The sequence below is a fragment of the Nonomuraea mesophila genome (genome assembly GCF_004352805.1).
Lineage (GTDB): Bacteria > Actinomycetota > Actinomycetes > Streptosporangiales > Streptosporangiaceae > Nonomuraea > Nonomuraea longispora.
Genome location: NZ_SMLD01000129.1, coordinates 1 through 26,469 on the forward strand (window position 1 = coordinate 1; position 26,469 = coordinate 26,469).

Genomic DNA, 26,469 nt, shown 5'->3' on the forward strand with positions numbered 1-26,469 from the left:
GGCGGGGACGGCGGGCGGAGACGGCGGCCAGGCCGGCGGGCGGCGGGTGCCTTCAGCAGCGGCGGGCCGGCTTGGAGCGGGTGACCAGGTCGGTGTCGCCGGCGGTGCCGTCGAGCCACAGGACACGAGCTCCCTCACCGGAGGCGAACAACGACTGCTCTCCCCGGTTGCAGGAGTAACGCACCGGTTCGCCGCCCTTGACGGGCACCTGCAGCAGCTTGGGCAGGTTCTCGTTCACCGGGTCGAACGCGCCCGGATAGTGGGAGACGGTGGCCAGCCTGTCGTTGGCGTCCAGGTGGAAGGCCTGCGGCGCCTGCGGCCCGTCGGGCACGATCGCCGTCACGCCGCCGCCGTCGGTGCCGGCGCGCATGATGCCCGCACGGCCGTCGCGGTCGGTGTCCACGAGCCAGAGCACGTGCCGGGAGGTCACGGCGGGCACCGCCGAGAAGGACGGCGCCGGGCCCGTGGACGGCGTTTCCGGAATGACGCTCACCTCGCCGGTGGCCAGGTCGTGAACGACAGGGGTGCTGTGGTTCCGCGTTCCCTCCGACCAGGCCCGTACGTAGACCAGCCGGCCACCGCCGATCGACGGCTGGTAGCCCTCCACCCCCTCCCCGGCGGTGAGGTTGACCGGGTCGGCGGTCCCCCGCTTCAGCCAGAGCTCGGCCTCACCCGTGTCCGGGTCCACGGCCGACCAGGCGACCGCGTCACCGGAGAGGGCGAGGGCGAGCACGGCGTGAGAGCCTTCGTGCAGGACCGCGGAGGGCGTGCCCGCGTCGAGGGGGCGGGCGCGAATCTGGAAGTGGTTGGCCTCGGGGTCGTACGACACCCAGGCGGCGCGTTCGCCGTCGGTCGCGGGCAGCAGGTTCCACCGGTCGTTGTCGGACAGGACGGCCGGTTCGCCGCCGCGCAGCCACCCTGCGACGATCATGGTGGGGCCCGCGAGGTCGGGGGTGGAGTTCGTCACGACGTACCGGTCGCCGGCCAGGGCGGGCGGGTCGAGGGCGTCGCTGAGCCCGTCGATCAGGACCTCGGAGTCGGTACGGACGCGCCGTTCCCATCCGGGCTTGATGCCGTGCCGGTCGAACGCCCGCCCGATCGTGCGCCGATCGCGCGCGGACAGCCCCTTGGCCCGGGCCGCCGACTCGACGGCGCGGCGGGCGTCGGCGAAGTCGTCCAGCGGCGTCATGTACGCGGTCAGCGCCCTGTAGACGACCTTGTCGAAGCCGGCGCCCAGCTCCTTCCTGACGTCCCAGAGGGCGCCGGAGAAGATCGTGGAGTTGAAGTGCACGCCGCCGCCGTCCTCGCGCAGGGTCACGCCGACGTAGTCCTTGACGGCGTTCCTGCCGTCGCCGAGGTCACGCGAGGCGCACTCGGCGGGCGGCAGGTTCTTGCACAGGCTCTCGCCGAGGAGGGCGGCCTGCGGATCGCTCATCGCGATGCCGAGGGTGTCGACCTGGACGGCGTTGCCGAAGTAGTCGGCCAGGCCCTCGTTCACCGCGCCTGACTGTCCCGCATAGACCAGGTCGGCGCTGTGGGCGATCACGCCGTGGGTCATCTCGTGGCCGACGACGTCGAGACCGGCGGCCAGGGAGTGGAAGTCGGGGCCGCCGCCCCCGTAGATCATTTTGGTGCCGTCCCAGAGGGCGTTGATGAAGGGCGCGCCCATGAAGGTGACGTTGACGACGGAGTACATGGTGCCGCCTGCGCCGTCGAGGCCCTCGCGGCCGAGCGCCCTGTAGTACTCGTACACCTTGCCGGCGCCCCAGTGGGCGTCCACGGCGCCGCTGTCGGTGTGCTCGGGGCCGAAGGCCAGGGCAGGCGACTCGACGAGCCTGGCGCCGGCGGGGACGCCGGGGCTCAGGAAGTCCTGGAGGTCGGCGCCGGCCGCGTCGTAGGTGAGGATCTCGCCGGTGGTGCCGTTCCACATGGGACGGGACCTGTCGCGCAGTTCGTACACACCGTCCCCGCGCTGATAGGCGTGGAGCTCGACGTCGTCCCCGTGGGCGGTACGCCCGCCGCCCACGACGGGCCCCTCCATGTGCAGCCGGTCGATCGCGAACAGCGGCCGGCCCGTGTGGGCGTCCACGTACGCGTCGCGCAGGACGGGCCGCTTCCTGACCGGGTCGGCGCCGGTGAGCGTGACCTGCCAGGCGAGCACGCCCTCGCCCCGCGGGAGCACGATCAGCTCGCCCGGCGCGGCCTTGGTGGCGGCCCGGACCCTGCGGTCGGTGACGAGCCGGGCGTGGGCCAGCACAGCGGCCGTCCGCGCGGTGATCGCGGGCTTGGTGTCCACGGTGAGCTCGGTGTGGAAACGTCCGCCCGCTCCGGTGACCTCCCGCCGGTCGCCGACGGTCCGGAAGTGCACGAGGTACTGGCCGCCGAGAACGGGCAGTCCGCGGTGGTGCTGGGCGAATCTGACGGTCTCGTCCTGGCCGTCGACGACGGTCCGCAGGTGCCGCAGGTTCGCGGGGTCGAGGTGGTAGCGCGGGTCGGTCAGGTGCGCCCTGGCCGCCGCCACGGGGTCGCCCGCGCGGGCGGGCTCGGACAGTCCGCTGACCTCAGCCGGGGCTCGCGTGCCCGCCCTGGTCTCGATCTCCGGTTGCGGGGGGTCGTCGGCTGACGCGGTTCCCGCCATGGACAGCGCCAGGCATAAGCCGGTCGCGACGAGGGTGAGCGAACGCCAGGGCACGACACCTCCAGGTGCGGCGTAGGGGTCTGGCGCCCTGATCATCACAGCGAATTTGACAGCGAGACAAATCACAATCCGATAAATACGGAAATGCCGCTCATTTCGTACGATAAGCGTCGACTCCGCTGATGACCGCGTTCCCGCCGGTGAATCCCGCGTCAGAGCCGGTAGATGCGCCGGGCGTTGCCCGAGCCGGACGGCGGGCCGGTCAGGCCGGGTGGAACCGGACGGAGGAGAAACCTGTTGTCCCGGTCGCCGAGATCCGGCGACACGCTCATGAGGGGAACGTAGCAGAACTCGACGACATAGCCGGTCCGGTTGACGAACGAACTCACCGTGTCGCTCACCGACGCGGTGCCGATGTGACAGCGGTTGTTGCGCAGGTCGTCGTCACCGGTGCTGAGACAGTACCGTCCCGACGTGTATCCCGGGCCTGATAGACGCAGAGGCTGCCGGCCGCCGCGGTGGCCACCGGCACGTCGCCGGCCCCTATCGAGACGACACCCGGCAGTTCGGCGCGCTCGGGCGTGGCGAAGGCGGCACCGGACGTTCCGGCGACACAGGCTCCGGCGATCAGCATGGCGGCGGTGGCCTTCTTCGTGAGATGCATGGCTTGACCTTCTGTCATCAGCGGCGCCCGGCGGATTTCGGGCACGACGAACCAGGGCGGCCCGCCTGGGGTCGCTCGGCGAGGCCGGCTCACTTGCCGGTCGTGACCGGGACGGTGGCGTGGAACTCGTGGTGGCGGCCGATGTTGCTGTGGTCGGGTTCCTCAGGGAGAGCCGGCCGTCACGTCGTTGACCGGGCTACGGGCGCTTTGCCCGGTCAGGACCCGTACGGCCTCTTCCGCGGCGATGCGCCGCACTGTTGTGACGGCTTCCTCGGAGTAGTAGGCGGCATGGGGAGAGATGATCACGTTGGGCAGTGTGAACAGGGGGTTGCGCGGACGCCAGTCCCGCTGTTTCGCGGGCTCCTCCTCGAGGTCGTCCAGCGCCGCGCCCGCGATCCATCCCTCGGTGAGTGCCTGGTGGATCGCCGCATCGTCCACGATCGGGCCGCGCCCGGTGTTGACGAGGACGGCGGTCGGCTTCATCCTGCGCAGCGTCGTGCGGTCGAAGGTGTGGTGGGTCCCGGGGGTGAGCGGCGCCTGGATCACGAGGTAGTCGGCGCCTTCCACGAGCTGGCCGAAGGAGACCGGCCGCACCTGGCGCGATCGGATCTCGGACTCGTCGAGGAACGGGTCGTGCGCCCAGACCTCGACGCCGAACGCTCTGGCGCGTTCGGCGATGAGCTGGGCGATGAAGCCGAAGGACAGCAGCCCGAACACCCGTCCCCGCAGCCGCCAGATCGGTTGCCCGCTCTGCCACTGCCATGCACCCTTGCGGGTCTCCCGGTCGTATACGCAGATCTTGCGGGCGGCGGCCAGCCAGAGCGCGACGGCGTGATCGGCGACCTCCTCCGCGCACCACTCGTTCGGCGCGTTCGTGACCTGGATCCCCCGCCGGGTCGCGGCGTCGACGTCGACGATGTCCACGCCCGTGCCGTAGCGGGCGATCACCCGGCACCGGGTGAACGCGTCGATGGCGCGGGCACCGACCCGGACGTACTGGGTCAGCAGGCCATCGACGTCCCGGCCCTTCTCGATCACCTCGTCCTCGCTCTTGCACTGCTCGGCGAGCAGATCGAATCCGGCGCCCTCGACGATCGCGCGTTCGATGTCCACGTCGCCGAAGTCGGAGTCAGCGATCATGATGGTTCCTCTGGCGTCAGTGCGAGTCACGGGGAATCCCCTTGGTGTGTACGAGGTCCTGGTAGGCCAGGGCCAGCTCCAGGCAGCCTCCGCTGTCCAGCTGCCCGACCGTGGAGCGGTAGATCTCCTGCCACGGTGTCTGGTTCTCGACCACCGGCGGTGTGTGACGGGCCCATCGCGCGGCGATCTCCTCATCCGGCAGAAGGACGTCGACGCGCGCGTTGTCCACGTCGATGCGGATGCGGTCGCAGGTGCGCAGGATGGCGAGATTGCCGCCGACCGCGGCCTCGGGGCTGGCGTTGAGAATCGACGGCGCATCCGAGGTGCCGCTCTGGCGGCCGTCGCCGAGGGTGGGCAACGTGGTGATGCCCCGCCGGAGCAGCGCGGCGGGGACCTCCATGTTGACGACCTCGGCCGAGCCCGGATAGCCGATCGGCCCGGTGTAGCGGATGACGAGGATGCAGTCCTCGTCGAGGCCCAGTTCTGGATCTTCGATGCGGGCGTGGTAGTCCTCGGGCCCGTCGAAGACGATGGCCCGATAGTGGGACACCGCGCGGAAGTCGCCGGTGAGGACCGAGGTCTTCATGACCGCGGAGTCGAACAGGTTGCCCGTCATGATGAGAAGCCCGCCGTGGGCGGCGAGAGGCTCGTCGAAAGGACGGATGACCGTCGGGTCGGCGGGCGGGGCGTCGGTCAGGTTCTCGGCCACGGTGTGGCCGGAGACGGTCACGGCGTCGCCGTGCAGGCGCCCCGCAGTCAGCAACGACCGCATGACGGCGGGGACACCCCCGGCGCGGTAGAAGTCCTCGCCGAGGAACTCGCCGGCGGGGGCGACGTTCGCCAGCGCCGGGATGTCGGCTCCGACCCGTTGCCAGTCCTGGATCGACAACGGCACCCCGACGTGTCGCGCGATGGCGTTGATGTGGATGGGCACGTTGGTGGAGGCCGAGATGGCCGAGGCGACCATGATCGCGTTCTCGAAGGCCCGCATGGTCATGATCTTGCGCGGGGTGAGGTCCTCGCGTACGAGATCCACCGATCGACGGCCTGTGTCGTAGGCCATCTGCGCCCGCCGGCGATAGGGGGCCGGGATCGCCGCACAGCCCGGCAGGGACATCCCCAGGGCTTCGGCCAGGCTGTTCATCGACAGCGCGGTCCCCATCGTGTTGCAGTGACCGATGCTGGGCGCCGAAGCGCACACGCGCGCCATGAACTCGTCGTAGTCGATCTCCCCGGTGGCCAGCAGCCGCTTCGACTGCCAGATCACCAGCCCTGAGCCCGACGCGCCGATCCGCTCGCCCTCGCGATAGCCGTTGAGCATCGGCCCGCCGGACAGGACGATCGCCGGAATGTTCACCGTCGCCGCCGCGGCCAGGCACGCGGGCGTGGTCTTGTCACAGCCGGTCGTCAGCACGACCCCGTCGAGTGGATACCCGTAGAGCACCTCGACCAGCCCGAGGTAGGCGAGGTTGCGATCCAGCGCGGCGGTCGGGCGCTTACCGGTCTCCTGCAGCGGATGGACGGGGAACTCGAGCGGGATGCCACCGCCGTCGCGGATCCCGTCCCTGACCCGGCCGGCGAGGTCGAGGTGGTGGCGGTTGCAGGGCACGAGGTCGCTGCCCGTCTGGGCGATGCCGATGACCGGCCTGCCGGACCGCAGTTCGGCCGGGGTCAGCCCGAAGTTGAGATAGCGTTCGAGATACAGGGCCGTCATCTCCGGGTTGCCGGCGTTGTCCCACCAGACCTGGCTGCGCAGGGCGCCCGTGGCGCGCTCCGTCGACGGCATCAGCCGCTCCTCACCGCGGCAGGACCGTCCGATCCGGCCGGATATTCCGCAAGCGGCACCACATCCCTCGACCACGCCGACATGATCGGTGCGAGGACCCGCCAGGCCTCTTCGGCCTCGTCGCCGCGGATGGACAGGGCCGCGTTCCCGAGCAGCACGTCCAGCAGCAGCCGGCCGTAGGCAGGCAACTCGGGGGGCGCCGGCCGCGCGGTGAGGGTGAGCGGGGCGAGAGTGCGGGCGGCGGTGCCGATGCCGGCCAGCGCCAGGGTCATGCTCTCCGGCTCCAGCCCGAAGCGCAGCACGTTGGGCTCGGCCTCCTCGCCGAGGCCCGAGGGCAGGTGCGGGACGGGCCGGAAGCGTACGGCGACCTCTTTGCGCTCGTGGCCGAGCGCCTTGCCGGTGCGGAGCCGGAAGGTCGTGCCGGACCAGCGCCAGTTGTCGAGCTCCAGCTCCACCTCGGCGAAGGTCTCGGTACGGCGTCGCGGGTCCACGCCCTCCTCCTCGGCGTAGGCGGGGACGTCGCGGTCGCCGGCGCGGCCGGCCAGATAGCGTGCGCGGCGAGTGCGGCGTACGACGTCGTCGTCGGTGAGCGGGCGCACCGAGCGGAGCACGTCGATCTTCCGGTCCCGCAGGTCGCGTTCGCCGAGGCTGAGCGGCGGTTCCATGGCCACCAGGCACAGCACCTGGAACAGGTGGTTCTGCACCATGTCCTTGAGCGCCCCTACGCCGTCGTAGTAGCCCGCCCTGCCCTCCAGCGCGAGGGTCTCGTCCCAGATGATCTTCACCTCCGAGATGTTGGCGCTGTTCCAGAGGGGCTCCAGGACGCGGTTGGCCAGCCGGCTGCCGAGCAGGTTCTGGACGGTCGTCATGGCCAGGAAGTGGTCGACGCGGAACACCGCCTGCTCGGGCACGACCCCCGCCAGCAGCCGGTTCAGCTCCACCGCGCTGTCGAGGTCTTCGCCGAACGGCTTCTCCAGCACGATCCGGCTGCCCGGCGGCAGGTTCGCGGCGCCGAGGGCGGCGACCACGCCGGGAAAGATCGCCGGCGGGAGGGCGAGGTAGACGGCGACGGGATCGTCACCGGCGACGAGCGAGGCGATGTCGGCGGCATCGGTGGCGTCCGTCCGCCGGTACCGGGCGCGGTCGGCGATCGCCTTCCTGGTCTCGCCGGGCTCCGCCGCGGCGTGCCGGTCGAGCTGGTCGGACACCCAGCGGCGGAACTCCTCGCCGCTCCAGTCCCGCCGGTCGGCGCAGACGAGTTCGAACCGGTCGCCGACGTGACCGGCCGCGCGCAGGGCGACCAGGGCCGGCAGCAGGAAGCGGGCGTTGAGGTCGCCGGTGGCGCCGAGAATGATGAGCCGGTCGATCATGCCGGGGTGCCTCCTTCTGCTCGTGCCAGGTTGACCCCGCTGGCGATGATCCCGATGTGGCTGAATGCCTGCGGAAAGTTGCCCATGAATGTCCCCGTGGACGGGTCGATCTGCTCGGGCATCAGCCCGACCGGGTTGGCGCGGGCGCACAGCGTCGCGTACAGGTCCGCGGCCCGGTCCTGGTGGCCCTGCAGGATCAGGTTGTCGACCAGCCAGAAACTGCACAGCATGAAGGCGCCCTCGTCGCCGGCCAAGCCGTCGGGCGAGTCCTCGTGCAGGTAGCGGTAGAGCAGGCCGTCACCGGCCGACAGGCGTTCGGCGATGGCCGCGGTCGTGGCGGCCATGCGTGGGTGGTCGGCGGGGACGACCTTGCGCAGCGGCAGTGCGAGCAGGCTGGCGTCCAGGCCGCCGCTGCCGTCGAGGTGCTCGCTCAGGCACTGCTTCTCCTCGTTCCAGGCCTGGTCCAGGATGAGCCGGCGGAGTTTCTCCGCGGTGGCGCGCCAGGTGTCGATCGGCCCGGACAAACAGAGCCGCTCGCCGATGGCCGCGGCCCGGTTCAGTGCCACCTGACACATGCCGACCGAGTAGGTGAAGATCCGGCCTTCGCTGCGTACCTCCCAGATGCCCTGATCCGGCTGCTGCCACGTGTGCGCGGCGGTCTCGGCCAGCTCCGACAGTCCGGACCACAGCGCCGGCTGGAGCTCGCGGCCGGGAAGCAACCACTGGTCGGCGCAGTCGAGCACCTCGCCGTAGACGTCGTGCTGGCGCTGGTCGGCGGCGCCGTTGCCCCAGCGCACCGGCGCCGAGCGCCGGTAACCCTCCAGGCCGGCGTCGTGGATCTCTTCCGGTACGGGGCGGCCGTCGAGGGTGTACATGATGCGCGGACGGCGGCTCTGCTCGAAGGCGTCGAGGACCCAGCCGAGGAAGGCGTCCGCCTCCTCCTCGAAGCCGACGCGGCGCAGCGCGAACACGGAGTAGGCGGCGTCACGGATCCAGGTGTAGCGGTAGTCCCAGTTGCGCGCCCCGCCGATCGGCGCGGGCAAGGAGGACGTCGGCGCCGCGACGAGTGAACCATTGCCCCAGTCGTCGCACAGCTTCAGCGTGATCACCGAACGCCGGACCAGCGCTTCCTGCGGGCCTCCGTAGCTGCACTTGCGCATCCAGCGTCGCCAGGCCTCCATGGTCTGCCGCACCATCACCTCGGGGTCGAACCGGTGATGGCGGTGGATGCGGCCCCACGACAACACCAGATCGAGGCGGTCGCCCTCCTGAAGGTCGTGCTCGGTGCGCAGGCCGGTCAACGGCCGGTTGGAACGCAGATGAAGCCGCAGGTCAGGCCGCCGGGAGGCGCTCACCTCGAGGCCGCCGTACAGGGCCCGCGACTGCCCGTCGCCGCGCGGCTCCAGCTCCGCCCGCAGCCGCGCGGTCCCGGCCTGCACGACCGCGGACCGGACCAGCTCGCCCCGGCCGCCGCCCGCGTCGTCGCTGAGGTCGGCGCCGGCGCGCAGGGCCAGCGCGTCGGTGATCCGGACCAGTCCGGTCGGGCCGCGCAACTCGGTCACCAGCACCGCGGTGTCCGGCTCGTAGAACTGCCGGGCCTCGCGCAGGCCGTCCACGGTCAGCGTGAAGTGGCCGCCGTGCTCACGATCCAGCAGGCCGCACAGCAGCGGGTCGCTGTCGAAGCGGGGCAGGCACAGCCACGGGATCGAGCCGTCGACGCTGACCAGCGCCGCCGTCGTGCCGTCGCCGATGAGGCCCAGATCCTCCAGCGCCGGATAGCCCTCCTGGCGGCGCACCGGGCGGAAAGGCGGGTCGGGATCGAGCATCTCTGAGTTTCTCCTCCGTACCGATGTGCCACCGTCGGAGAGGGGGATGCTCCTGGTGAGCGGACGTCACCGCTGTCCGTTACCGGACAATGATCAGATTCCGTCACGAGAACGTGATCAGCACCTTCACCATGTCGTCGAGCTTCTTGTCCGAGACCTCGAAGGCGCGCTCCATCTCGTCGAAGCGGAACGTGTGGGTGGTCAGATGCGTGGGGTCGAGCCGCTTGCTCTCCAGCACGCGCAGCAGCCGTTCCATGCGCAGCCTGCCGCCGGGGCACAGGCCGCTCGTGATCGTCTTGTCGGCCATCCCGACGCCCCACTCGACGCGGGGGATGCGTACGAACTCACCTTCGCCGTAATAGCCGGTGTTGGACACCGTTCCGCCTGGTTTGGTGATCTTTATGGCGGTCTGGAAGGTGGCGTCCGCGCCGAGCGCTTCGATGGCGGTGTCCACGCCCTGCCCCCGGGTCAGGTCGAGGATGCGCTCGACGACGTCCTCGGTGGTGAAGTCGACGATCTCGTCGGCGCCGTAGTCGCGGGCGAGCCGCTGCCGGCTGGGCACCGATTCGACCCCGATGACCAGGCCGGCGCCGCACAGCCTGGCACCCGCGGTGGCCATGAGGCCCACCGGGCCCTGCGCGAGCACGGCCACCGTCCCGCCGATGGGAATGTTGCCGTTCTCCGCGCCCATGAACCCGGTCGAGAGCATGTCGGCGCAGTAGACCGCCATCTCGTCGGGGACACCGTCGGGGATCTTCGCCAGGTTGGCGTCGGCATCGTTGACGTGGAAATACTCGGCGAAGACTCCGTCCTTGGAATTGGCGAACTTGAACCCCCCGAGTGGTCCGCCGGACTGCGACGGATGGCCGTTCTGGGAGGCGAGATCGCCCCAGTCGGGGGTGATGGCGCCCACCAGGACCCGGTCGCCCGGCCGGAAAGCCGTCACCTCGCCACCCACCTCGTGCACCACGCCGACGCCCTCGTGGCCGAGCGTCAGGTTCTCGCGCGGCCCGATGCCGCCCTTGACGGTGTGGGAGTCCGACGTGCAGATCAGGGTGGTGGTCGTTCGCACGACGGCATCCAGGGGGCCGGGCCGCGGGACCGGCTTGTCCATCAAGCCCACCTGTCCGATCTGCTTCATCACGAACGCTTGCATCGTGCCCCCGAATGTTCCCCGTATCCGGCGGCGTCGCCGAGAACGCCGCAAACACGCCCAGCCATACCCTTTCGATTTCGGCGTTTAACGTGAGCCGTTGCGTTGCGGGATATGGCTCGACCGATCGTGGCCGCCGCCGCCGACCGCGCCCGCGCCGCGGAAGCGGACGTCGAGGTGGGCACCGAGCTGCTCAGCGGGAATGTCGTCGACGCGCTGATCTGCCAGTCGGTGTCCGCCGACTCCATGGTGCTGGGCAACAGGGGCAGGGGGAGATTCGCCGGATTGCTGCTCGGCTCGGTCAGTATGGCGGTCGCAGGACATGCCGCCGGGCCTGTCGTCATCGTGCGTGAATCCGTCGCCGGGGAACATGGGAGGACTCCCGTACGGCTCGGGAGCGGGATGGTCCGCTGGCGGAGGGTACTCGGGTCGGTCGGGCACGGCGTGCTGCACCGTGCCGCGTGCCCGGTCGCGCACGCTCTTCCGCGAGCTCCAGCAGGCCTGGATCCGCTGACACCGCAGGTCAGGACGTCTCGACGCGTCCCTCGGATCCCGCGTCAGAGCCGGTAGATGCGCCGGGCGTTGCCCGAGCCGATCATGTGGGCGATCCTGGCCGCGTCCGCCACGCTCCACTCCCCCGCGCCGACCCTGGACCGCAGCGCCGCGCCCATCGCCCGCCGGTAGGACAGCGCGCCCAGGTAGCCCGTCTCGGCCACGGCGTGGCAGCCGGAGCCGAACACCAGCTTGTGGAACGGCGCCAGCTCCAGCAGTTCCTCCACGACCCTCGCCGAGGCGGCGGAGGTGTGCGGGAGGGCGAGCCCGATGTCCACGTAGACGTGCGGGTGGAGGCCCGCCAGGTAGGCGGCCTGGCGGTGGAACGGATAGCAGTGCAGCAGGATCACCGGTACGGACGCCGGCTGCAACGCCCTGACCAGGGCGCTCAACCTGGACGGGTCGCTGCGGTGCAGGTCGGGCCCCGCGCCGCCGAAGCCGGTGTGGAACTGCACGGGCAGCCCCCGCTCTCTCGCCACGTCGATCGCGATCCACAGCAGGTGGCGCAGCAGGACGGGGTCCGTCAGCGGCTCCTTGGGCTCCGACAGCCGCCGGTTGACCGCCGCGATCACCGAGCCCCTGCTGGGCCGGGACGGGTCGAAGTCGAGGCCGTGGAGCGCCCCGATGACCGTGGTGAACCCGACCGCCCTGGCGGCCCTGGCGGTCAGCTCCTCGCCGAGGTCGTCGAGGTAGTCGACGGAGATCTGCGCCGTCTCGGCCACGTCGCGCTCGACGGCCTCGATCCGTACGAGCTCGTCGGCCGCGGCGCCGCCGTGGCGGCCCATCTCGGTGGCCGACAGCAGCTCGCCCTCCTCCCAGGCGCCGGCCGGTTCGGTGTCCACCAGGAAGGCCACCACGCCGGCCGCCGCCAGGAGCCGCTTGTTGACCTCGCCCGCGCCCAGTTCGGCGCGGCGGGCGAGGTAGACGGCGGGCGGCGCGTGCGGCTCCAGGTCGAGCAGCGGCGCGCACCAACGGCGCACCGCCGCGCCGAACGGCGTGTCGAAGTGGGTGGTGCCGGGGGGCGCCGGGCTGCCGCCCTCGTTGATGAGCAGCTCGAACTCGGCTCTGGTCAGGTCGTCCCGCCGCACCCCGTGACAGTGGTGGTCGACGAGCGGGGCGAGCAGCGCGTCACGCACCGTGCCGGGCAGGTCTGCGGGGAGCATGCGGGAACTCTAGGGGAGCCCCGCACGCTCCCGCGGGCGTTTTACCTACGGCAGAGACGCAGCACGTTGGCGATGACCTTGGCGCCCGCGCCGGCTTCCTGCGTCAGGATCGACTCGGGGTGGAACTGCACGGCGAAGCGCCGCCGCTCGGTGTCCTCGATGGCCATGACGTTGCCGTCGGGCGTGAGCGCGGTCGGGGTGAAGCCGACGACGCCGGGCCGCTTGGCGTGCAGCGAGTGGTAGCGGGCCGCGGTGAACTCGGCGGGCAGCCCCTCCAGCAGCGCGCTGTCCCCGAGCCGGGCGACCCTGCCGCGCTTGCCGTGCTCGGGGTAGTCGAGCAGTTCCAGCGTGCCGCCGGCGTGCTCGACCATGGCCTGCAGGCCGAGGCAGACGCCGAAGACCGGAAGGTCGCGGGCGTAGACCTGGTCGAGAAGCGCCGACATGCCGAAGTCGGTCGGCCAGCCGGGGCCGGGCGAGAGCACCACCAGGTCGGGGGCGATCTCGGCGAGCATGCGGGACGGGAAGCCGTGGCGCAGCGTCGTCACGGCGGCGCCCTCCTGGCGGAAATAGTCGGCCAGGGTGTTGACGAAGGAGTCCTCGTGGTCGACGAGCAGCACCTTCATGCCGTGGCCCGGCTGCTCCCTGGTGACGGCGGCGGGTTCCGCGCCGTTCCTGCCGACCGCGGCCAGTGCGCCGAGCAGGGCGCTGGCCTTCAGCTCGGTCTCGCGCTCCTCCGCCTCGGGCTCGGAGTCGAACAGCAGCGTGGCGCCGGCCCGCACGGTGGCCACGCCGTTCTTGATCTGGGCGGTACGCAGGGTCAGGCCGGTGTTCATGGAGCCGTCGAAGCCGATGACGCCGATGGCGCCGCCGTACCACCGGCGGGTGGTGGCCTCGTGGTCCTCGATGAACTGCATGGCCCACGTCTTGGGGGCGCCGGTGACCGTGACGGCCCACATGTGGGTCAGGAAGGCGTCGAGCGCGTCGAACTCGGGGCGCAGCCGGCCCTCGATGTGGTCGACGGTGTGGATCAGGCGGGAGTAAAGCTCGATCTGGCGCCGGCCGATGACCTTGACCGTGCCGGGCACACAGATGCGCGACTTGTCGTTGCGGTCGACGTCGGTGCACATGGTCAGCTCCGACTCCTCCTTGACGCTGGACAGGAGGGTGCGGATGGCCTCGGCGTCCTCGACCGGGTTGCTGCCGCGGGCGATGGTGCCGGAGATGGGGCAGGTCTCGACGCGGTCGCCGTTGACCCTGACGTACATCTCGGGCGAGGCGCCGACGAGGTGCTCGCCCTCGCCGAGGCTGATGATGAACTCGTACGGGGCCGGGTTGCTGTGACGCAGGCCGCGGTAGAAGCCGGACGGGTCGGAGCACGGGGCGTGGAAGACCTGGCCGGGCACCACCTCGAACAGGTCGCCGCGCTTGAACTTCTCCTTGGCGGCGGCCACGACCTTGGCGTATTCGCCCTTCTCCGGGTCGGACGGCACCTGGGCGGGGGCGACCTGGGGCGCGGTGTCGCCGGTCCTGTCGAGGCCGCGGGTGGTGGCTCCGTCGACGGTGAACTCGTAGCGGAACTCGAGGCTGGTCTCGCGCTGCCGGTCGATCACGACGAGCCGGTCGGGCAGGTGCAGCACGAGGTCGCGCTGGTCGTCGGGGCGGACGAGCTCCTGCCTGATCGGCTCGAACTGGAAGGCCAGGTCGTAGCCGAAGGCGCCGTAGAGGCCGAGGTGGGGGTCGTCGCCCTTGAAGGCGGCGATGACCTCGCGGATCGCGGTGAACACGGTGGGCCGGCGGCTGCGCAGTTCCTCCGGCAGGAGGTCCTCCGAGTCGGCCACGTGCACCTCGACGCGGTCGGACGTGGGCTCGGTGACGGGCTTGCCCGCGGCCAGCAGGCAGGAGGCGACGGCGGGCAGCACGACCCTGCCGCGCTCGTTGAGCGCGATCGCCGCGATGTTGCGGCCCTTGGCGACCAGCTCCAGGCAGGGATCGACGTAGCCGAACGCCCAGCGGCTGTAGCGGCCCGGATAGTCCATGCCCGAGGAGAAGGCGCCCCCGCGTCTGTCGCCGAGAGCCGTCACGATCTCTTCGAGCAGCGCCTCGTCCACTTCGCGCGTCTCGCGCTCGACGACGATGCCCCCCGCGGTGGTATATCCGCTCGTCTCCACTTGCTGCCCCTTATCACGTCAACATGATGAGCCCCGGGGGCGGACACGAGAAAGGCCGCCATCCGGGGCGGCCGTCTCTTGAGGAATGCGAAAACACGCGCCGCCTAGAAGCGGCGCCACCACTGGAGCTGAGCGTGATTTCGCATGGGGACAGGTTAGCCGCCCGACCATGATCGCGCAACGCGACCCCCCGGGTCAGCCCGGCGGGGCGGCGAGGTCACCGTGCGCGGAACCTCGGTCACGGGCCGGCCGCCCGGCGGTGCCGCGCCGGGCCGGACAGCGGGACCGGACAGCGGGACCGGACAGCCGGGGCCGGACAGCGGGACCGGACAGGGGCCGGACAGGGGGCCGGCGACAGCCCTGCCCTGCGGGGAAGAGCCGGAACGGACCTGGCCGTAAATGTGGTTTCTGCCGCGATATTTCAGCTGACCAGAGTACATTTCTGCTCGCAAAGTAACATTTCATGACAACTATTGCTTTCCGGACAAGATCTCTTCACCCTTCTCCACAGAGGCGCAAAGATCACCTCACTTGTCCTAAGGAGAGCGCGTGCCCCACACCCCCCGCTGGCGTGCGATCCTCACCGGGATCATCACCGTCGTCGGCCTCCTCGTTCCTCAGGCGGCCCAGGCGGCGCCCGACCCGGGCAAGATCGACCCGGACAAGATCGACCCGGACAAGATCGACACAGTCGTCCAGGCGCAGCTGACGCAGGACGACAAAGCCACCTTCTGGGTCCGGATGAAGGGCTCGGCCGACCTGAGCGGCGCCCGCCGGGCCGAGACCAAGGACGCCAAGGCCGAGCAGGTCTACAAGGCCAAGACCGAACGAGCGACCACCTCCCAGGCGGGCTTACGCACGCTATTGGACAGCCAGGGCGCCGAGTACACCCCGTACTGGATCGTCAACGCGGTGCGGGTCACCGCGGACGAGAAGCTGGCGGCGGAGATCGCCAAGCTGCCGGAGGTCGACCGCATCGACCCGGTCCGCACCGTCGCGATGCCCAAGCCGTCGCCCGGTGAGGACGAGGCCAGGGTGAACGCGGTGGAGTGGAACATCGACCGGATCAATGCCCCCCGCGTCTGGGACGAGCTGGACAACCGGGGCGAGGGCATCGTCATCGCCCACATCGACTCCGGCGCCCAGTTCGACCACCCCGAGCTGGTCGCGAGCTACCGGGGTACGAACGCGGACGGCTCGTTCAGCCACGACTACAACTGGTTCGACCCGGCCGGCATCTGCCCGTCGCCCGCGCCGTGCGACAACAACGGCCACGGCACGCACACCATGGGCACCATGGTCGGTGCGAACGGCATCGGCGTCGCGCCGGGCGCCCGGTGGATCGCGGCCAAGGGCTGCGAGTCCAACTTCTGCAGCGACGCGTCCCTGCTGGCCTCCGGCCAGTGGATGCTCGCGCCCTCCGACATGAACGGCGAGAACCCGCGCCCCGACCTGGCCCCCGACATCGTCAACAACTCCTGGGGCGGCGACGGGTTCGACCCGTGGTACAAGCCGGTCGTCGAGGCGTGGATCGCGGCCGGCATCTTCCCGGCCTTCGCCAACGGCAACGAGGGGCCCGCCTGCACCACCTCAGGCTCCCCCGGCCAGTACGTGATGAGCTACAGCGCGGGCGGCTTCGACATCGACAACGTGCTGTATCGCAACTCCAGCAAGGGCGCGGGCGAGAACGGCGAGATCAAGCCGAACATCGCCGCGCCCGCCGTCAACGTGCGCTCCTCGATCCCCGGAAACGGCTACGGCACCGCCACCGGCACGTCGATGGCCTCCCCGCACGTGGCGGCCACGGTGGCGCTGATCTGGTCGGCGGCGCCCGCCCTGGCCGGTGACGTGGAGGCCACCCGGCCGCTGCTGGACACCACCGCCGTGGACGTCGACGACACCAGCTGCGGCGGCACGGCGGCCGACAACAACGTGTGGGGCGAGGGCAGGCTCGACGCCTTCGCCGCCGTGCAGGCCGCGCCCGCCGACGAGGTCGGCACCCTCCAGGGCGCGGTCACCGCGGACGGCGAGCCGGTGGCCGGCGCGACCGTCACGGTGAGCGGGCCGCTGACCAGGAGCGTGACCACCGGCGAGGACGGCGCGTACGCCATCCCCCGCCTGCTGCCCGGCGAGTACGAGCTCAGCGCCGGCAAGTTCGGCTACGACACGGCCACCGCCACTGTGACGATCACCGCCGGCGGGACGGCCACCGCGGACGTGGCCATGACCAGGAAGACGTCGGGCACGGTGTCGGGGACGGTCACCACGGCGGGCGAGCCGGAGGCCGGCGCGACGGTGGCGGCCACCGGCACGCCGGTGAGCGCGGTGACCGACGCGTCGGGCCGCTACAGCCTGACGCTGCCGCACGGCGACTACGAGCTGACCGTCACCCCCGCCTCCCGCTGCTCCAGCGGCGCGACGGCCGAGGTGACGGTGGCCGGCGACGTGGTCCAGGACGTCGAGCTGCCGCTGCGCAGCGACAACTTCGGCTACTCCTGCGCGGTCGGCGCGCAGGAGTACGTGGCGGGCACCCAGAAGCTGGCGCTGACGGGTGACGACGAGGCCGAGCAGGTGACCCTGCCGTTCGCGGTGCCGTTCTACGGCACCGGCCACACCAGGGCCTGGATCGCCACGAACGGGTTCCTCACCTTCGCCGCCGACCGGGTGACCGCCGCCGGCAACGGCACCCTGCCGGCGTCGGGCACCCCGAACAACGCGGTCTACCCGTACTGGGACGACCTCAGGGTGGACGACCAGGGCGGCGTCTACACGGCGGTGACGGGCACGGCGCCGAACCGTACGTTCGTCATCGAATGGCGCAACGTCACCTTCTACAACGACACGGCGCAGCGGTTGTCGTTCGCGGCGCTGCTGGGCGAGAACGGCTCGATCGGCTTCCGGTACAAGGACGTCGACAGCGAGCGCGAGCAGGGCGACAGTGCCACCATCGGCGTGGAGAACGCGGCGGGCGACGACGCGCTGCTCTACTCCCACAACGAGGCGGTGCTGGCCGCCGGCCAGGGCCTGGCGCTCAAGGCCGGCAGGCACGGCCTGGTCACCGGTGCGGTCACCGACGCCAACGACGGCGACCCGCTGGCCGGGGCGACGGTGAAGGTGGGCGACGTGGCCACGTTCACCACCGGTGAGGACGGCCGCTTCTACGGCCAGGTGCTGGCGGGCGACTACGAGGTCGAGGTGTCCAAGGAGCACTACGGCACGTTCACGCAGCCCGTGACGGTCGCCCCCACGGTGGTGACGACGGTCGACACGGCCCTGGTCACGGGACGGGTGAGCGCGTCGGCCGCGGAGCTGACCGTCGTGCTGCCGTCCGGCGCCACGCGCACCAGGACGCTGGAGCTGACGAACCTGGGCTCGCCCACGCCGTACACGGTGACGGGCGGCGAGTGGTTCACCGTGACGCCGTCGGAGGGCCGGCTGGCCACGGGCAAGTCGGTGGAGCTGGAGGTGACGGTGTCCAGCGACGGTGTCGCGGCCGGCGCCGTACGTGAGGGGACGCTGCTGGTGAAGTCGGCCAGCGGCCGTCAGCCGACCATCGAGATCGCGGTGACGGTCGTGGTGCCCAAGCACCAGGTGGCCGTCGACGTGGGCGGTTCCAGGAACGTGACCGACGACGCCGGTGACGTCTGGACGCGGGACAGGAAGTATGTCAGGGGCGGCCACGGCTACGTCGCCGACCACAGCCGAACGCGCAGCACGTCCAGGACCATCCGGGGCACCGGCGACCAGTCGCTGTTCAGGACGGCGAGGGAGGGCATGCTGGAATACCGCTTCGACGGCGTGCCGGCGGGGACGTACACCGTGGAGCTGGACTTCGCCGAGCTCAGCAACATGAAGATGGGCCGGCGGGTGTTCGACGTGCTCGTCGAGGGGCAGCTCGCGATCCCGGCCCTCGACCTGGCCCTTGAGGCGGGCACGTACACGGCCGTGTCCAGGCAGTACACGGTGCAGGTCACCGACGGCCAGCTCAATGTGCGCTTCGCGACGCGGGAGGGGGCGACCCTGGTCAACGCCGTGCGCGTCTCGGAACGCCCGGACAAGAAGTAACGCTCCGGTGCCACGTGCGCCCGCCCCGCTCCCTCAGAGGGCGGGGCGGGCGCCCGCACCCCGGGTGCCGCCTCAGGCGCGGCTTCTGTTACTGGTAAGGACATGAGACGTGTACGGCTCCGGCGTGATGTTCCCGTGCCGATGCCGGACGGCGTGACGCTGCTGGCCGACCACTACGCCCCGGCCTCGGGCGGACGGGCCCCGGTGATCCTGATGCGCTCGCCGTACGGCCGGCGCGGCTGGCTCGGCCTGGTCTACGGCCGTGGTTTCGCCCGGCAGGGCTTCCACGTCGTCATCCAGAGCTGCCGGGGCGGCTTCGGCTCCGGCGGCCGGCTCGACCCGCTCGGCGACGAGCACGACGACGGGCTGGCCACCGTGGCGTGGCTGCGCGAACAACCGTGGTACGGCGGCTCGTTCGCCATGTTCGGCCCCTCCTACCTGGGCTACACGCAGTGGGCGATCGCCCCCTACGCCGGGCCTGAGCTGAAGGCCATGGCCCTGCAGATCACCGCCTCGCAGTTCCGTGACGCCGCGTACGTGGGCGGCGCGTTCGCCCTGGAGTCGGCGCTGAGCTGGACGACGCTCACCGACGGCCTGTCGCGGCGCTTCGGCGGCGCCTCGGTGCTGACCGCGCCCCGGCTCACCCGCAGGGCGGTTCTGTCGGGCCGGCCGGTGGCCGAGCTGGACATGGTCTCGGCCGGCCGGCCGCTCCGCTTCTACCAGGACCTGATCACGCACCACGCCGACCCCCACGTCCCCTACTGGGACAAACGCGACTTCTCCCCCAAGGTGGGAGAGGTGGACGCGGCGGTGACGATGCTGGGCGGCTGGTACGACGTCTTCCTCCCCTGGCAGCTCAAGGACTACGCGGCCCTGCGGGCGGCGGGACGGCGGCCCTACCTGACGATCGGGCCGTGGTACCACATCGACGCCCGGCACGGACGTCCCACGCTGATGGAGGCGACGGCCTGGTTCCGCGCGCACCTGCTCGGCGACTTCTCACGGCTGCGCCCCGACCCGGTGCGGATCTACGTGACGGGGGCCGGGCAGTGGCGCGGCCACTCCGACTGGCCGGTGCCCGGGATGCGGGAGCAGCGCTGGCACCTGCAGCACGGGTTCGGCCTGGGGGTGGAGGGCCCGCGCGAGGCCGGGCCCGACCGGTTCCGCTACCACCCCGGCCACCCGACGCCGGTGATCGGCGGGCCCGTGCTGCTCGGCGACTCCAGGCCGCGCGACCAGCGGCGGCTGGAGCAGCGCCGCGACGTGCTCGTCTACAGCTCCCCGGCGCTCGGGGAGGCCGTCGAGATGATCGGCCCGGTACGCGCGGAGCTGTTCGTCCGGTCGAGCACCCCGTACGTGGACGTCGTCGTACGGGTGTGCGACGTGCACCCCGGCGGACGCTCGGTCAACGTGTGCGAGGGCGTGCGCCGCCTGGGGCCCGGTGACGAAGACCTTGATGGTGACGGCGTCCGCAGGGTGGTGGTGGACCTGTGGCCGATGGCGCACCGGTTCGGGCGCGAGCACCGGATCAGGGTGCACGTGGCGGCCGGGGCGTACCCGACGATCGCCCGCAACCCCGGCACGGGCGACCCGCTCGCGGCGGACGGCGCGATGGTGCCCGCCGACGTCGAGGTGTTCCACACCCCCGGCCGTCCCTCCGCCGTAGTGTTGCCGCTGTGCGCGCCTCACGGTTGATGTCGCTGGTCCTGCTGCTGCAGGGCCGGGGCGGGATGACGGCGGCCGAGCTGGCCGCCGAGCTGGAGGTCTCCGAGCGGACCGTGCACCGCGACATGCTCGCGCTGTCGGAGGCGGGCGTGCCCGTCTACGCCGACCGCGGGCGGGGCGGCGGCTACCGGCTGCTCGACGGCTACCGTACGCGGCTGACCGGGCTGGACCGGGCGGAGGCGGAGGCGCTGTTCCTGTCGGGGGTGCCGGGGGCGCTGCGGGAGATGGGGCTGGCGGACGTCGCGGCCACGGCCCGGCTGAAGGCCGCCGCCGCGCTCTCCCCCGCCCTGCGCGACGCCCCCGCGGTCGCGGCGCAGCGGTTCCACCTGGACGCGCCCGGCTGGTTCGCCGGCGACGACCCGCCTCCGGCGGCGCTCGGGCCGCTGGCCAGGGCCGTGTGGAACGACCGCCGCGTCCGGGCCGTCTACAAGGGCACCGCCCGCACGCTGGAGCCGTACGGGCTGGTGCTCAAGGCGGGCACCTGGTACCTGGCCGCCCGGCTCGCGGAGCGGTTCCTCATCTTCCGGGTGCACCGGTTCGGCGAGGTCACCGAGCTGCCCGAGCCCTTCGACCGCGACCAGGACTTCGACCTGGCCGGCTTCTGGGCCGGCCGGTCGGCGGAGTTCAGCCGCTCGCTCCTCAGGGACGCGATCACGCTGCGGCTGACCGAGCGCGGGCTGCGCATGTTGCGGCACGTCGCCGACCCGGCCGCGGTCGACGACGCGCTCGCCTCGCTCACGGACGACGGCACCGTACGGCTGGCGGTGGAGTCGACGCGGGTGGCGTACTCGCAGGTGCTGCGGTTCGGGCCGGAGGCGGAGGTGCTCGACCCGCCCGAGCTGCGCGCGATGCTCGCCGACGCCGCCGCCCGCATGGCCGCGCTCTATGAGCGCTGAGGATCAGCGGTAGGCCTCCCAGCCGGCGTCGCCGCCCTTGTCGAGGACCTCCGTGATGTAGCGCCACACCTGGGGCCGGCTGCCGTCCACGTCGGTGACGCCGTACGCGTCGGCCAACTCGCCGCTCTCCAGCGACCGGCCCGACCAGCGCGCCTTGTCCGGGTCCTGGGCCAGCGCGGCCACTCCCCTGCCGAGGTAGGCGGGCGTCTCGGAGACCATCCAGGCGCGCTGGTGGTCGCTCTGCATGGTCGCCTCCCGCCAGGTGTCCTCGGTGACGCCGTAGTGCTCGAGCATCGCCTCCGAGCGCAGGAAACCCGGCGTGACCACCACGGCCGTGCCGCCGTACGGGCGCAGCTCCGTGGACCAGGCGAACGCCAGCCGGTTGACCGACCACTTGGCCAGGTCGTAGTAGACGTTCTCCCGGTAGTGGGTCTCGTTGTAGGCCCGGGTGCCGTCGGTGACCTCCACCACGAGCCCGCCCTCGTCGGCGACGAGCAGCGGGAACAGGTGCCTGGCGCTGATGAGGTGGGTGTCGATGGCCAGCCTGAGCAGGCGCAGCCCCTTGTCCAGGTCGTGTTTCCAGACGGGCGTGTCCCACTCCCACAGGTGGTCGGCGCCCCACACGTCGTTGACCAGCACGTCGAGCCGGCCGTGGTCGCGTTCGACCCGCCCGGCCAGCTCCGCCACCTGCTCCGGTTGCAGGAAGTCCGTCCTGACGGGGATGCCCGTGCCACCGGCCGCGGTCACCAGTTCGGCCGTCTCCTCGATGGTCTCCGGGCGGTCCATCTCCGAGCGCCCGGCGCGGGTGCTCCTGGCGGCGCAGTACACCGTCGCCCCGACCGCGCCCAGCGCGACTGCTATGCCTCGTCCTGTTCCGCGGGTCGCGCCCGCCACTACGACAATCATGTGAGCGATCGTCGCGGGAAAAGAGGACACCCCATGTCATGTTTGATGAGCGGACCGTTCGGCGCACACGTTTGACCGCTCGGCGACCGGCTCTGACGGCGCTCCGGCGCCTGTCACTAGGGTCGGTACGGGCGTCGTGACGCTTCTGGACCCGGTGTCTCAGATACCGAGACCTAGTCGCACATTTAGGCCAAACCGTAATATCCGGGACGTTGGGTTACATAACCCCGCAAAGTTACTCTCCCTCTGCTGACCAACCGTCAGGAGGCCGTCACCAAGCGGCTCTGATTCCTTCATCGGAGGGTCGATGACCACCGGGGAACCCGGGCAGCCACGCACCGACCGCAGCCCATGGAACTGGCTGCTCGTCGTGCCGATCGCGCTGCCGCTGATGACATTCCTGTTCAACGCCGACGAGCCCCGCCTGCTGGGCTTCCCGCTCTTCTACTGGCTCCAGCTCGCCTTCATCGTCGTGGGCGTCACGTGCACCACCATCGTCTACAGGATGACCAGATGAGCGGGCACGTGACCGAGCTGGTCGTCTTCACGCTCCTGTTCATCCTCGTCAGCGGCATGGGGTTCGTCGCCTCGCGCTGGCGGCGGCCCGACGACCTGGCCAGCCTCAAGGAATGGGGCCTCGGCGGGCGCAGCTTCGGCTCGTGGATCACCTGGTTCCTCGTCGGCGGCGACCTCTACACCGCCTACACGTTCGTGGCGGTGCCCGCCCTGGTGTTCAGCGCCGGCGCCCTGGGCTTCTACGCGCTGCCGTACACGGTGGTCGTCTACCCGCTGGTGTTCCTGGTGCTCGCGCGGATGTGGTCGGTCTCGCACGTGCACGGGTTCGTCACTCCCGCCGACTTCGTCCGGGCCAGGTTCGGCTCGCCGACGCTGGCGCTGGCCGTCGCGATCACCGGCCTCGTGGCCACGATGCCCTACATCGCGCTGCAGCTCGTGGGCATCGAGGCGGTGCTCAAGGCCATGGGCATCACCGGCCACCTGCCGATCATCATCGCGTTCGCGATCCTCGCGGCGTACACGTACCAGTCGGGGCTGCGCGCGCCCGCGCTGATCGCGTTCGTGAAGGACGCGCTCATCTACATCGTGATCCTGGCCGCGGTCATCTACATCCCGTCACGGCTGGGCGGCTGGGACTCCATCTTCGACGCGGCGAAGGCCAAGTTCGACGCCACTCCCGCGCAGGGTGACGGCTACCTCCTCAACGCCGGCAACCAGCTCCAGTACGTGACGCTGGCCTTCGGCTCGGCGCTGGCGCTGTTCCTCTACCCGCACAGCCTCACGGGCGTGCTCGCCTCGAAGAACCGCAACGTCATCAAGCGCAACATGTCGGCGCTGCCCGCCTACAGCTTCGTGCTCGGCCTCATCGCGCTGCTCGGGTTCATGGCGATCGCGGCGGGCACCAAGCCGATCGTGGGCGAGAACGGCAAGGCCGACGCCAACACCATCGTGCCGGTGCTGTTCGACCAGATGTTCCCCGACTGGTTCGCGGGCGTCGCGTACGCCGCCGTCGGCATCGGCGCGCTCGTCCCCGCGGCGATCATGTCGATCGCGGCGGCGAACCTGTTCACCCGCAACATCTACCGCGAATACCTCAACAAGAACGCCACCGACTCCCAGGAGGCCAAGGTCTCCAAGATCGTGTCGCTGGTGGTCAAGGTGGGCGCGGTGCTGTGCATCCTGCTGCTCGACCCGCAGTTCTCCATCGACCTGCAGCTCATCGGCGGCGTGATCATCCTGCAGACGCTGCCGTCGGTGGCGCTGGGGCTCTACACCCGCTGGTTCCACAAGGGCGGCCTGATCGCGGGCTGGGCGACCGGCCTGGCGGCGGGCATGTGGATGCTCTACCTGATCCCCAACCCGGCCAGCGGCAAGCAGCACTTCGGCGGCTCGGCGTTCGGGCTGTCGAACCTGGGCTTCGACACCACGATGACCGTCTACGCCGGGTTCCTGGCGCTGATCGTCAACCTCGCCGTGGCGGCGCTGGCCACGCTGCTGTTCCGTGCCGCGAAGGTGGCCGACGGCGACGACGCGACCGCGCGCGACGACTACTTCGCCGACGAGGGCGAAGCGAAGGTCAAGGACCTGGACCTGACCGGCTCCCACTGACGTGACCGCGGACCGGCCCGTCGCCTCCGCGGCGTCGCCGCCCACGCCGAGGGCGGCCAGCCGGTCCGCGTGCTCGCCCGCCTGGCCGGGGCCGAGCGCGATCTCCCGCTCCACCATGGCGAGCACGTTGATCGCGACGCGGGTGTGGTAGCGCGTCCTGCCGTCCACGGCCGGGAGCACGTCGGTCTGGAGGTCGCGGACGGCGGCGACGAGCTGTGCCGCCGTGGGGACGTCGTGCGGGCTGGAAGGGGTCACGCGTCCAGCGTAGATCCGGCCGGTGTTCCGGCCGGGGTCCGCCGGTCCACCGCGGAGGTGCCCGGAACGCGGCCGGCGTTGGGGGCTTTATCCTGGAAGGTATGGGGGCCTTTATTCGGGTCCGATCATGTAGAGGCTACTCTGCGGCCATGACCACACAGTCTCCGCTCGCGCCCGCCCCGGTGCTCGGGCCCCGCCTCATCAGGGCCGAGGTCATCGTCGTGCTGTCGGTCTCGCTCGGCGCCAGCGCCCTGGTGGCGATCGTCCGGCTGATCGGCGCGCTCACGGCGCCGAAGGAGCTCAAGGGCCAGCAGGCCGTGCTCGTCGGGTCGATGGCGCCGGATCGGCCCTGGCTGGACCTGGCGTTGCAGCTGGTCCAGATCGCGATCGCGGTGGCGCCGGTCGGGCTGGTGGCGTACCTGCTGGTGCGGTCGGGCGAGTCGCTGAGCACGATCGGCGCCGACTTCCGCAGGCCCGGGGGCGACCTGTGGCGCGGGGCGGCGCTGGCGGCCGTCATCGGCGGCTCGGGGCTGGCGTTCTACCTCGTGGTGTGGGCGTCGGGGGTGAACCTCACCGTCGTGCCCGGCGCGCTGCCGGAGGTGTGGTGGCAGGTGCCGGTGCTGCTGCTCGCCGCCGCGCAGAACGGCGTGCTGGAGGAGGTGCTGGTCGCCGGATACCTGCTGCACCGGCTCGGGCAGGCCGGGTGGACTCCGTGGAAGGCCGTCGCGCTCTCGTCGGTGCTGCGGGGGTCGTACCACCTGTATCAGGGGTTCGGGGGGTTCGTCGGGAACGTGGTGATGGGTGTGGTGTTCGGGCGGCTCTACCTGCGGTGGGGGCGGGCGATGCCGTTGATCGTGGCGCACACGCTGATCGACGCCGTCGCCTTCGTCGGGTACGCCTTCCTGCGCGGCAAGGTGAGCTGGCTGCCCTGAAGGTGGTTGACTGGGCAGTTGACCGGGCAACGGTTCGGCGTTGAGATCCTTGCATGAGCTTCGCCGTACCCGACCGGGTCCGCCCTGTCCGCGACGCCGTGCACGCGTTCATGACCGAGGGCGGTGCTGGACCGGGAGCTCGCCCACGTCGGCGACCCGCTGGAGGACCTCGGCTGGTTGTGCGTGAAGTCGTGGCGGTTCGGCTCGCCGCTGCCGGTGGGCGGGTTCGGGCACTACGACGACCTGATCGACGCCTACGAGCGGGCGGCGTACGGGTGGACCGCGAGGCACTGCGCTGGTGGGAGACGTTCGGCGTGCTCCAGATGATGCGCGAGCGCACGATCCGTGCCTGAGCGGCGCCGCTCAGCCGCCGTCCGCGGTGTGCGGAGCGCGGGCGCCGGAGAGCGCGGCGGCGATCACGTCCACCAGGCCCTCCACCACCTGCGTGCGGTCCACCTCCGGATGCTCCAGCCACCAGTCGCCGGTCGTCTGCACCATGCCGACGAAGGCGTGCCCGAGCACCTGCGCCCGCAGCGGGTCGGCGACCACGCCCTCGGCGGCCAGCACACCGCCCAGCTCCTCCCCCAGGCCGCGCACCAGGGCGGTCATGCGGGAGCGCAGCGCGGTGTCCTCGGGCCCGGCCCGGTGGAACAGGAACCGGTAGAGGTTGAAGTTGGCGGAGACCAGGTCGAGGTAGACGCTGATGGCGGCTCTCGCCCGGCCGCGCGGGTCGATGCCGGGAGCGGCGAGCCAGGGCCGCAGCCGGCCGATGACCGTGCGCACGTGACGGTCGGCCAGCGCCTGGTAGAGGCCGCTCTTGTCGCCGAAGTGGCGGTAGAGGATGGGCTTGGTGACGCCCGCCTCGGCGGCGATGGCCGCCATCGACACCTCGGGGCCTTCCCTGGTGATGACCCGGTCGGCCGCGTCGAGCAGCGCCCTGCGCCGATCCGGATCACGCCCGCTCACCGTCCCAGCTTAGATCGCACCCGGACGGGCAGCAGCGCCGAAAGCACCAGCAGCGCCCCGATGAGCAGGTAGAGGCCGGTCGTCCCGGCCAGCGTGCCGGGTGGCTCGCCCGGCTGCGCCCACGGCACACCGTCCGGCCG

The 26,469-nt window shown here is 71.2% G+C and carries 20 protein-coding genes and 1 pseudogene; 8 read left to right on the top strand and 13 right to left on the bottom strand.

The window, feature by feature from the left end:
• Nucleotides 1-52 precede the first annotated feature (52 nt).
• The 8 genes from E1295_RS34810 to E1295_RS34840 all read right to left on the bottom strand — a co-directional run bounded on the left by E1295_RS34810 (nt 53) and on the right by E1295_RS34840 (nt 10,580).
• Entirely contained in the window at nt 53-2,734 is a 2,682-nt protein-coding gene (locus E1295_RS34810; protein WP_132637261.1) for a M4 family metallopeptidase, read from the bottom strand.
• A gap of 116 nt (nt 2,735-2,850) precedes the next feature.
• A complete protein-coding gene (locus E1295_RS49160) occupies nt 2,851-3,027 on the bottom strand; it encodes a hypothetical protein (RefSeq protein ID WP_166427554.1) in 177 nt (58 codons plus the stop codon).
• A gap of 8 nt (nt 3,028-3,035) precedes the next feature.
• Nucleotides 3,036-3,302: a hypothetical protein gene (locus E1295_RS34815; RefSeq protein ID WP_132637263.1), complete on the bottom strand. Its 267-nt coding sequence runs from the start codon at nt 3,300-3,302 to the stop codon at nt 3,036-3,038.
• Between the two features lie 162 nt (nt 3,303-3,464).
• The gene (locus E1295_RS34820; RefSeq protein ID WP_132637265.1) at nt 3,465-4,442 is read right to left on the bottom strand and encodes a C-terminal binding protein; all 978 of its coding nucleotides are present in this window, start codon (nt 4,440-4,442) and stop codon (nt 3,465-3,467) included.
• A 16-nt stretch (nt 4,443-4,458) separates the two neighbouring features.
• Nucleotides 4,459-6,228, bottom strand: a complete 1,770-nt coding sequence (locus E1295_RS34825) for an IlvD/Edd family dehydratase (protein WP_132637267.1) — start codon at nt 6,226-6,228, stop codon at nt 4,459-4,461.
• Nucleotides 6,228-7,598 (bottom strand): glucose-6-phosphate dehydrogenase, encoded by a 1,371-nt coding sequence (locus E1295_RS34830; protein WP_132637269.1) that lies wholly within the window; start codon nt 7,596-7,598, stop codon nt 6,228-6,230. The genes E1295_RS34825 and E1295_RS34830 overlap by 1 nt, the downstream gene beginning before the upstream one ends.
• On the bottom strand, nt 7,595-9,424 hold the full coding sequence (locus E1295_RS34835) for a glycoside hydrolase family 15 protein (RefSeq protein WP_132637271.1): 1,830 nt from the start codon (nt 9,422-9,424) through the stop codon (nt 7,595-7,597). Before E1295_RS34835 ends, E1295_RS34830 begins: the two co-directional genes overlap by 4 nt.
• Nucleotides 9,425-9,527: 103 nt before the next feature.
• On the bottom strand, nt 9,528-10,580 hold the full coding sequence (locus E1295_RS34840; RefSeq protein ID WP_132637273.1) for an NAD(P)-dependent alcohol dehydrogenase: 1,053 nt from the start codon (nt 10,578-10,580) through the stop codon (nt 9,528-9,530).
• Nucleotides 10,581-10,691: 111 nt separating this feature from the next.
• On the opposite strand from E1295_RS34840, the gene E1295_RS34845 reads away from it, so the two are divergent.
• Nucleotides 10,692-11,147: a universal stress protein gene (locus E1295_RS34845; RefSeq protein ID WP_132637275.1), complete on the top strand. Its 456-nt coding sequence runs from the start codon at nt 10,692-10,694 to the stop codon at nt 11,145-11,147.
• Here E1295_RS34845 and E1295_RS34850 read toward each other — a convergent pair.
• Both E1295_RS34850 and E1295_RS34855 read right to left on the bottom strand, forming a co-directional pair.
• Complete coding sequence (locus tag E1295_RS34850) at nt 11,135-12,292, bottom strand: amidohydrolase family protein (protein WP_132637277.1); 1,158 nt, start codon at nt 12,290-12,292, stop codon at nt 11,135-11,137. The genes E1295_RS34845 and E1295_RS34850 overlap by 13 nt on opposite strands.
• A gap of 41 nt (nt 12,293-12,333) precedes the next feature.
• A complete protein-coding gene (locus tag E1295_RS34855) occupies nt 12,334-14,460 on the bottom strand; it encodes an anthranilate synthase component I (RefSeq protein WP_132637280.1) in 2,127 nt (708 codons plus the stop codon).
• A 549-nt stretch (nt 14,461-15,009) separates the two neighbouring features.
• Here E1295_RS34855 and E1295_RS34860 point away from each other — a divergent pair.
• The 3 genes from E1295_RS34860 to E1295_RS34870 all read left to right on the top strand — a co-directional run bounded on the left by E1295_RS34860 (nt 15,010) and on the right by E1295_RS34870 (nt 21,146).
• Nucleotides 15,010-18,525, top strand: coding sequence for a carboxypeptidase regulatory-like domain-containing protein (locus E1295_RS34860; protein WP_220449040.1), 3,516 nt, complete (start codon nt 15,010-15,012; stop codon nt 18,523-18,525).
• A 102-nt stretch (nt 18,526-18,627) separates the two neighbouring features.
• The gene (locus E1295_RS34865) at nt 18,628-20,220 is read left to right on the top strand and encodes a CocE/NonD family hydrolase (protein WP_181958096.1); all 1,593 of its coding nucleotides are present in this window, start codon (nt 18,628-18,630) and stop codon (nt 20,218-20,220) included.
• The gene (locus E1295_RS34870) at nt 20,202-21,146 is read left to right on the top strand and encodes a helix-turn-helix transcriptional regulator (RefSeq protein WP_132637282.1); all 945 of its coding nucleotides are present in this window, start codon (nt 20,202-20,204) and stop codon (nt 21,144-21,146) included. Before E1295_RS34865 ends, E1295_RS34870 begins: the two co-directional genes overlap by 19 nt.
• Nucleotides 21,147-21,149: 3 nt before the next feature.
• On the opposite strand, the gene E1295_RS34875 is transcribed toward E1295_RS34870, so the two are convergent.
• Nucleotides 21,150-22,052, bottom strand: a complete 903-nt coding sequence (locus tag E1295_RS34875) for an SDR family oxidoreductase (protein WP_132637284.1) — start codon at nt 22,050-22,052, stop codon at nt 21,150-21,152.
• A gap of 307 nt (nt 22,053-22,359) precedes the next feature.
• Between E1295_RS34875 and E1295_RS34880 the strand changes: the two genes are divergently transcribed.
• Together E1295_RS34880 and mctP are read left to right on the top strand one after the other, a co-directional pair.
• Nucleotides 22,360-22,569, top strand: a complete 210-nt coding sequence (locus tag E1295_RS34880) for a DUF3311 domain-containing protein (protein ID WP_132637286.1) — start codon at nt 22,360-22,362, stop codon at nt 22,567-22,569.
• Nucleotides 22,566-24,176 carry a monocarboxylate uptake permease MctP gene (gene mctP / locus E1295_RS34885; protein ID WP_132637288.1) on the top strand — a complete coding sequence of 537 codons (1,611 nt, stop codon included), beginning with the start codon at nt 22,566-22,568 and terminating at the stop codon, nt 24,174-24,176. The genes E1295_RS34880 and mctP overlap by 4 nt, the downstream gene beginning before the upstream one ends.
• A gap of 39 nt (nt 24,177-24,215) precedes the next feature.
• Here the strand turns inward: mctP and E1295_RS51320 are convergent.
• Nucleotides 24,216-24,293, bottom strand: a pseudogene (locus tag E1295_RS51320) (DUF6285 domain-containing protein); the annotation flags it as partial.
• Between the two features lie 287 nt (nt 24,294-24,580).
• Here E1295_RS51320 and E1295_RS34895 point away from each other — a divergent pair.
• Nucleotides 24,581-25,363 (top strand): CPBP family intramembrane glutamic endopeptidase, encoded by a 783-nt coding sequence (locus E1295_RS34895; protein WP_132637290.1) that lies wholly within the window; start codon nt 24,581-24,583, stop codon nt 25,361-25,363.
• A gap of 123 nt (nt 25,364-25,486) precedes the next feature.
• On the top strand, nt 25,487-25,690 hold the full coding sequence (locus E1295_RS34900; protein ID WP_246080717.1) for a hypothetical protein: 204 nt from the start codon (nt 25,487-25,489) through the stop codon (nt 25,688-25,690).
• Between the two features lie 36 nt (nt 25,691-25,726).
• Here E1295_RS34900 and E1295_RS34905 read toward each other — a convergent pair whose 3' ends face one another.
• Nucleotides 25,727-26,329: a TetR/AcrR family transcriptional regulator gene (locus tag E1295_RS34905; protein WP_132637292.1), complete on the bottom strand. Its 603-nt coding sequence runs from the start codon at nt 26,327-26,329 to the stop codon at nt 25,727-25,729.
• Nucleotides 26,330-26,469 lie beyond the last annotated feature (140 nt).

Coding starts and splice junctions, on each gene's coding strand:
- mctP (WP_132637288.1), top strand. CDS start 22,566: ATGAGCGGGCACGTGACCGAGCTGGTCGTCTTCACGCTCCTGTTCATC.
- E1295_RS34865 (WP_181958096.1), top strand. CDS start 18,628: ATGAGACGTGTACGGCTCCGGCGTGATGTTCCCGTGCCGATGCCGGAC.
- E1295_RS34825 (WP_132637267.1), bottom strand. CDS start 6,228: ATGCCGTCGACGGAGCGCGCCACGGGCGCCCTGCGCAGCCAGGTCTGG.
- E1295_RS34850 (WP_132637277.1), bottom strand. CDS start 12,292: ATGCTCCCCGCAGACCTGCCCGGCACGGTGCGTGACGCGCTGCTCGCC.
- E1295_RS34875 (WP_132637284.1), bottom strand. CDS start 22,052: ATGATTGTCGTAGTGGCGGGCGCGACCCGCGGAACAGGACGAGGCATA.
- E1295_RS34830 (WP_132637269.1), bottom strand. CDS start 7,598: ATGATCGACCGGCTCATCATTCTCGGCGCCACCGGCGACCTCAACGCC.
- E1295_RS34840 (WP_132637273.1), bottom strand. CDS start 10,580: ATGCAAGCGTTCGTGATGAAGCAGATCGGACAGGTGGGCTTGATGGAC.
- E1295_RS34815 (WP_132637263.1), bottom strand. CDS start 3,302: ATGCATCTCACGAAGAAGGCCACCGCCGCCATGCTGATCGCCGGAGCC.
- E1295_RS34820 (WP_132637265.1), bottom strand. CDS start 4,442: ATGATCGCTGACTCCGACTTCGGCGACGTGGACATCGAACGCGCGATC.
- E1295_RS34845 (WP_132637275.1), top strand. CDS start 10,692: ATGGCTCGACCGATCGTGGCCGCCGCCGCCGACCGCGCCCGCGCCGCG.
- E1295_RS34810 (WP_132637261.1), bottom strand. CDS start 2,734: ATGATCAGGGCGCCAGACCCCTACGCCGCACCTGGAGGTGTCGTGCCC.
- E1295_RS34835 (WP_132637271.1), bottom strand. CDS start 9,424: ATGCTCGATCCCGACCCGCCTTTCCGCCCGGTGCGCCGCCAGGAGGGC.
- E1295_RS34895 (WP_132637290.1), top strand. CDS start 24,581: ATGACCACACAGTCTCCGCTCGCGCCCGCCCCGGTGCTCGGGCCCCGC.
- E1295_RS34880 (WP_132637286.1), top strand. CDS start 22,360: ATGACCACCGGGGAACCCGGGCAGCCACGCACCGACCGCAGCCCATGG.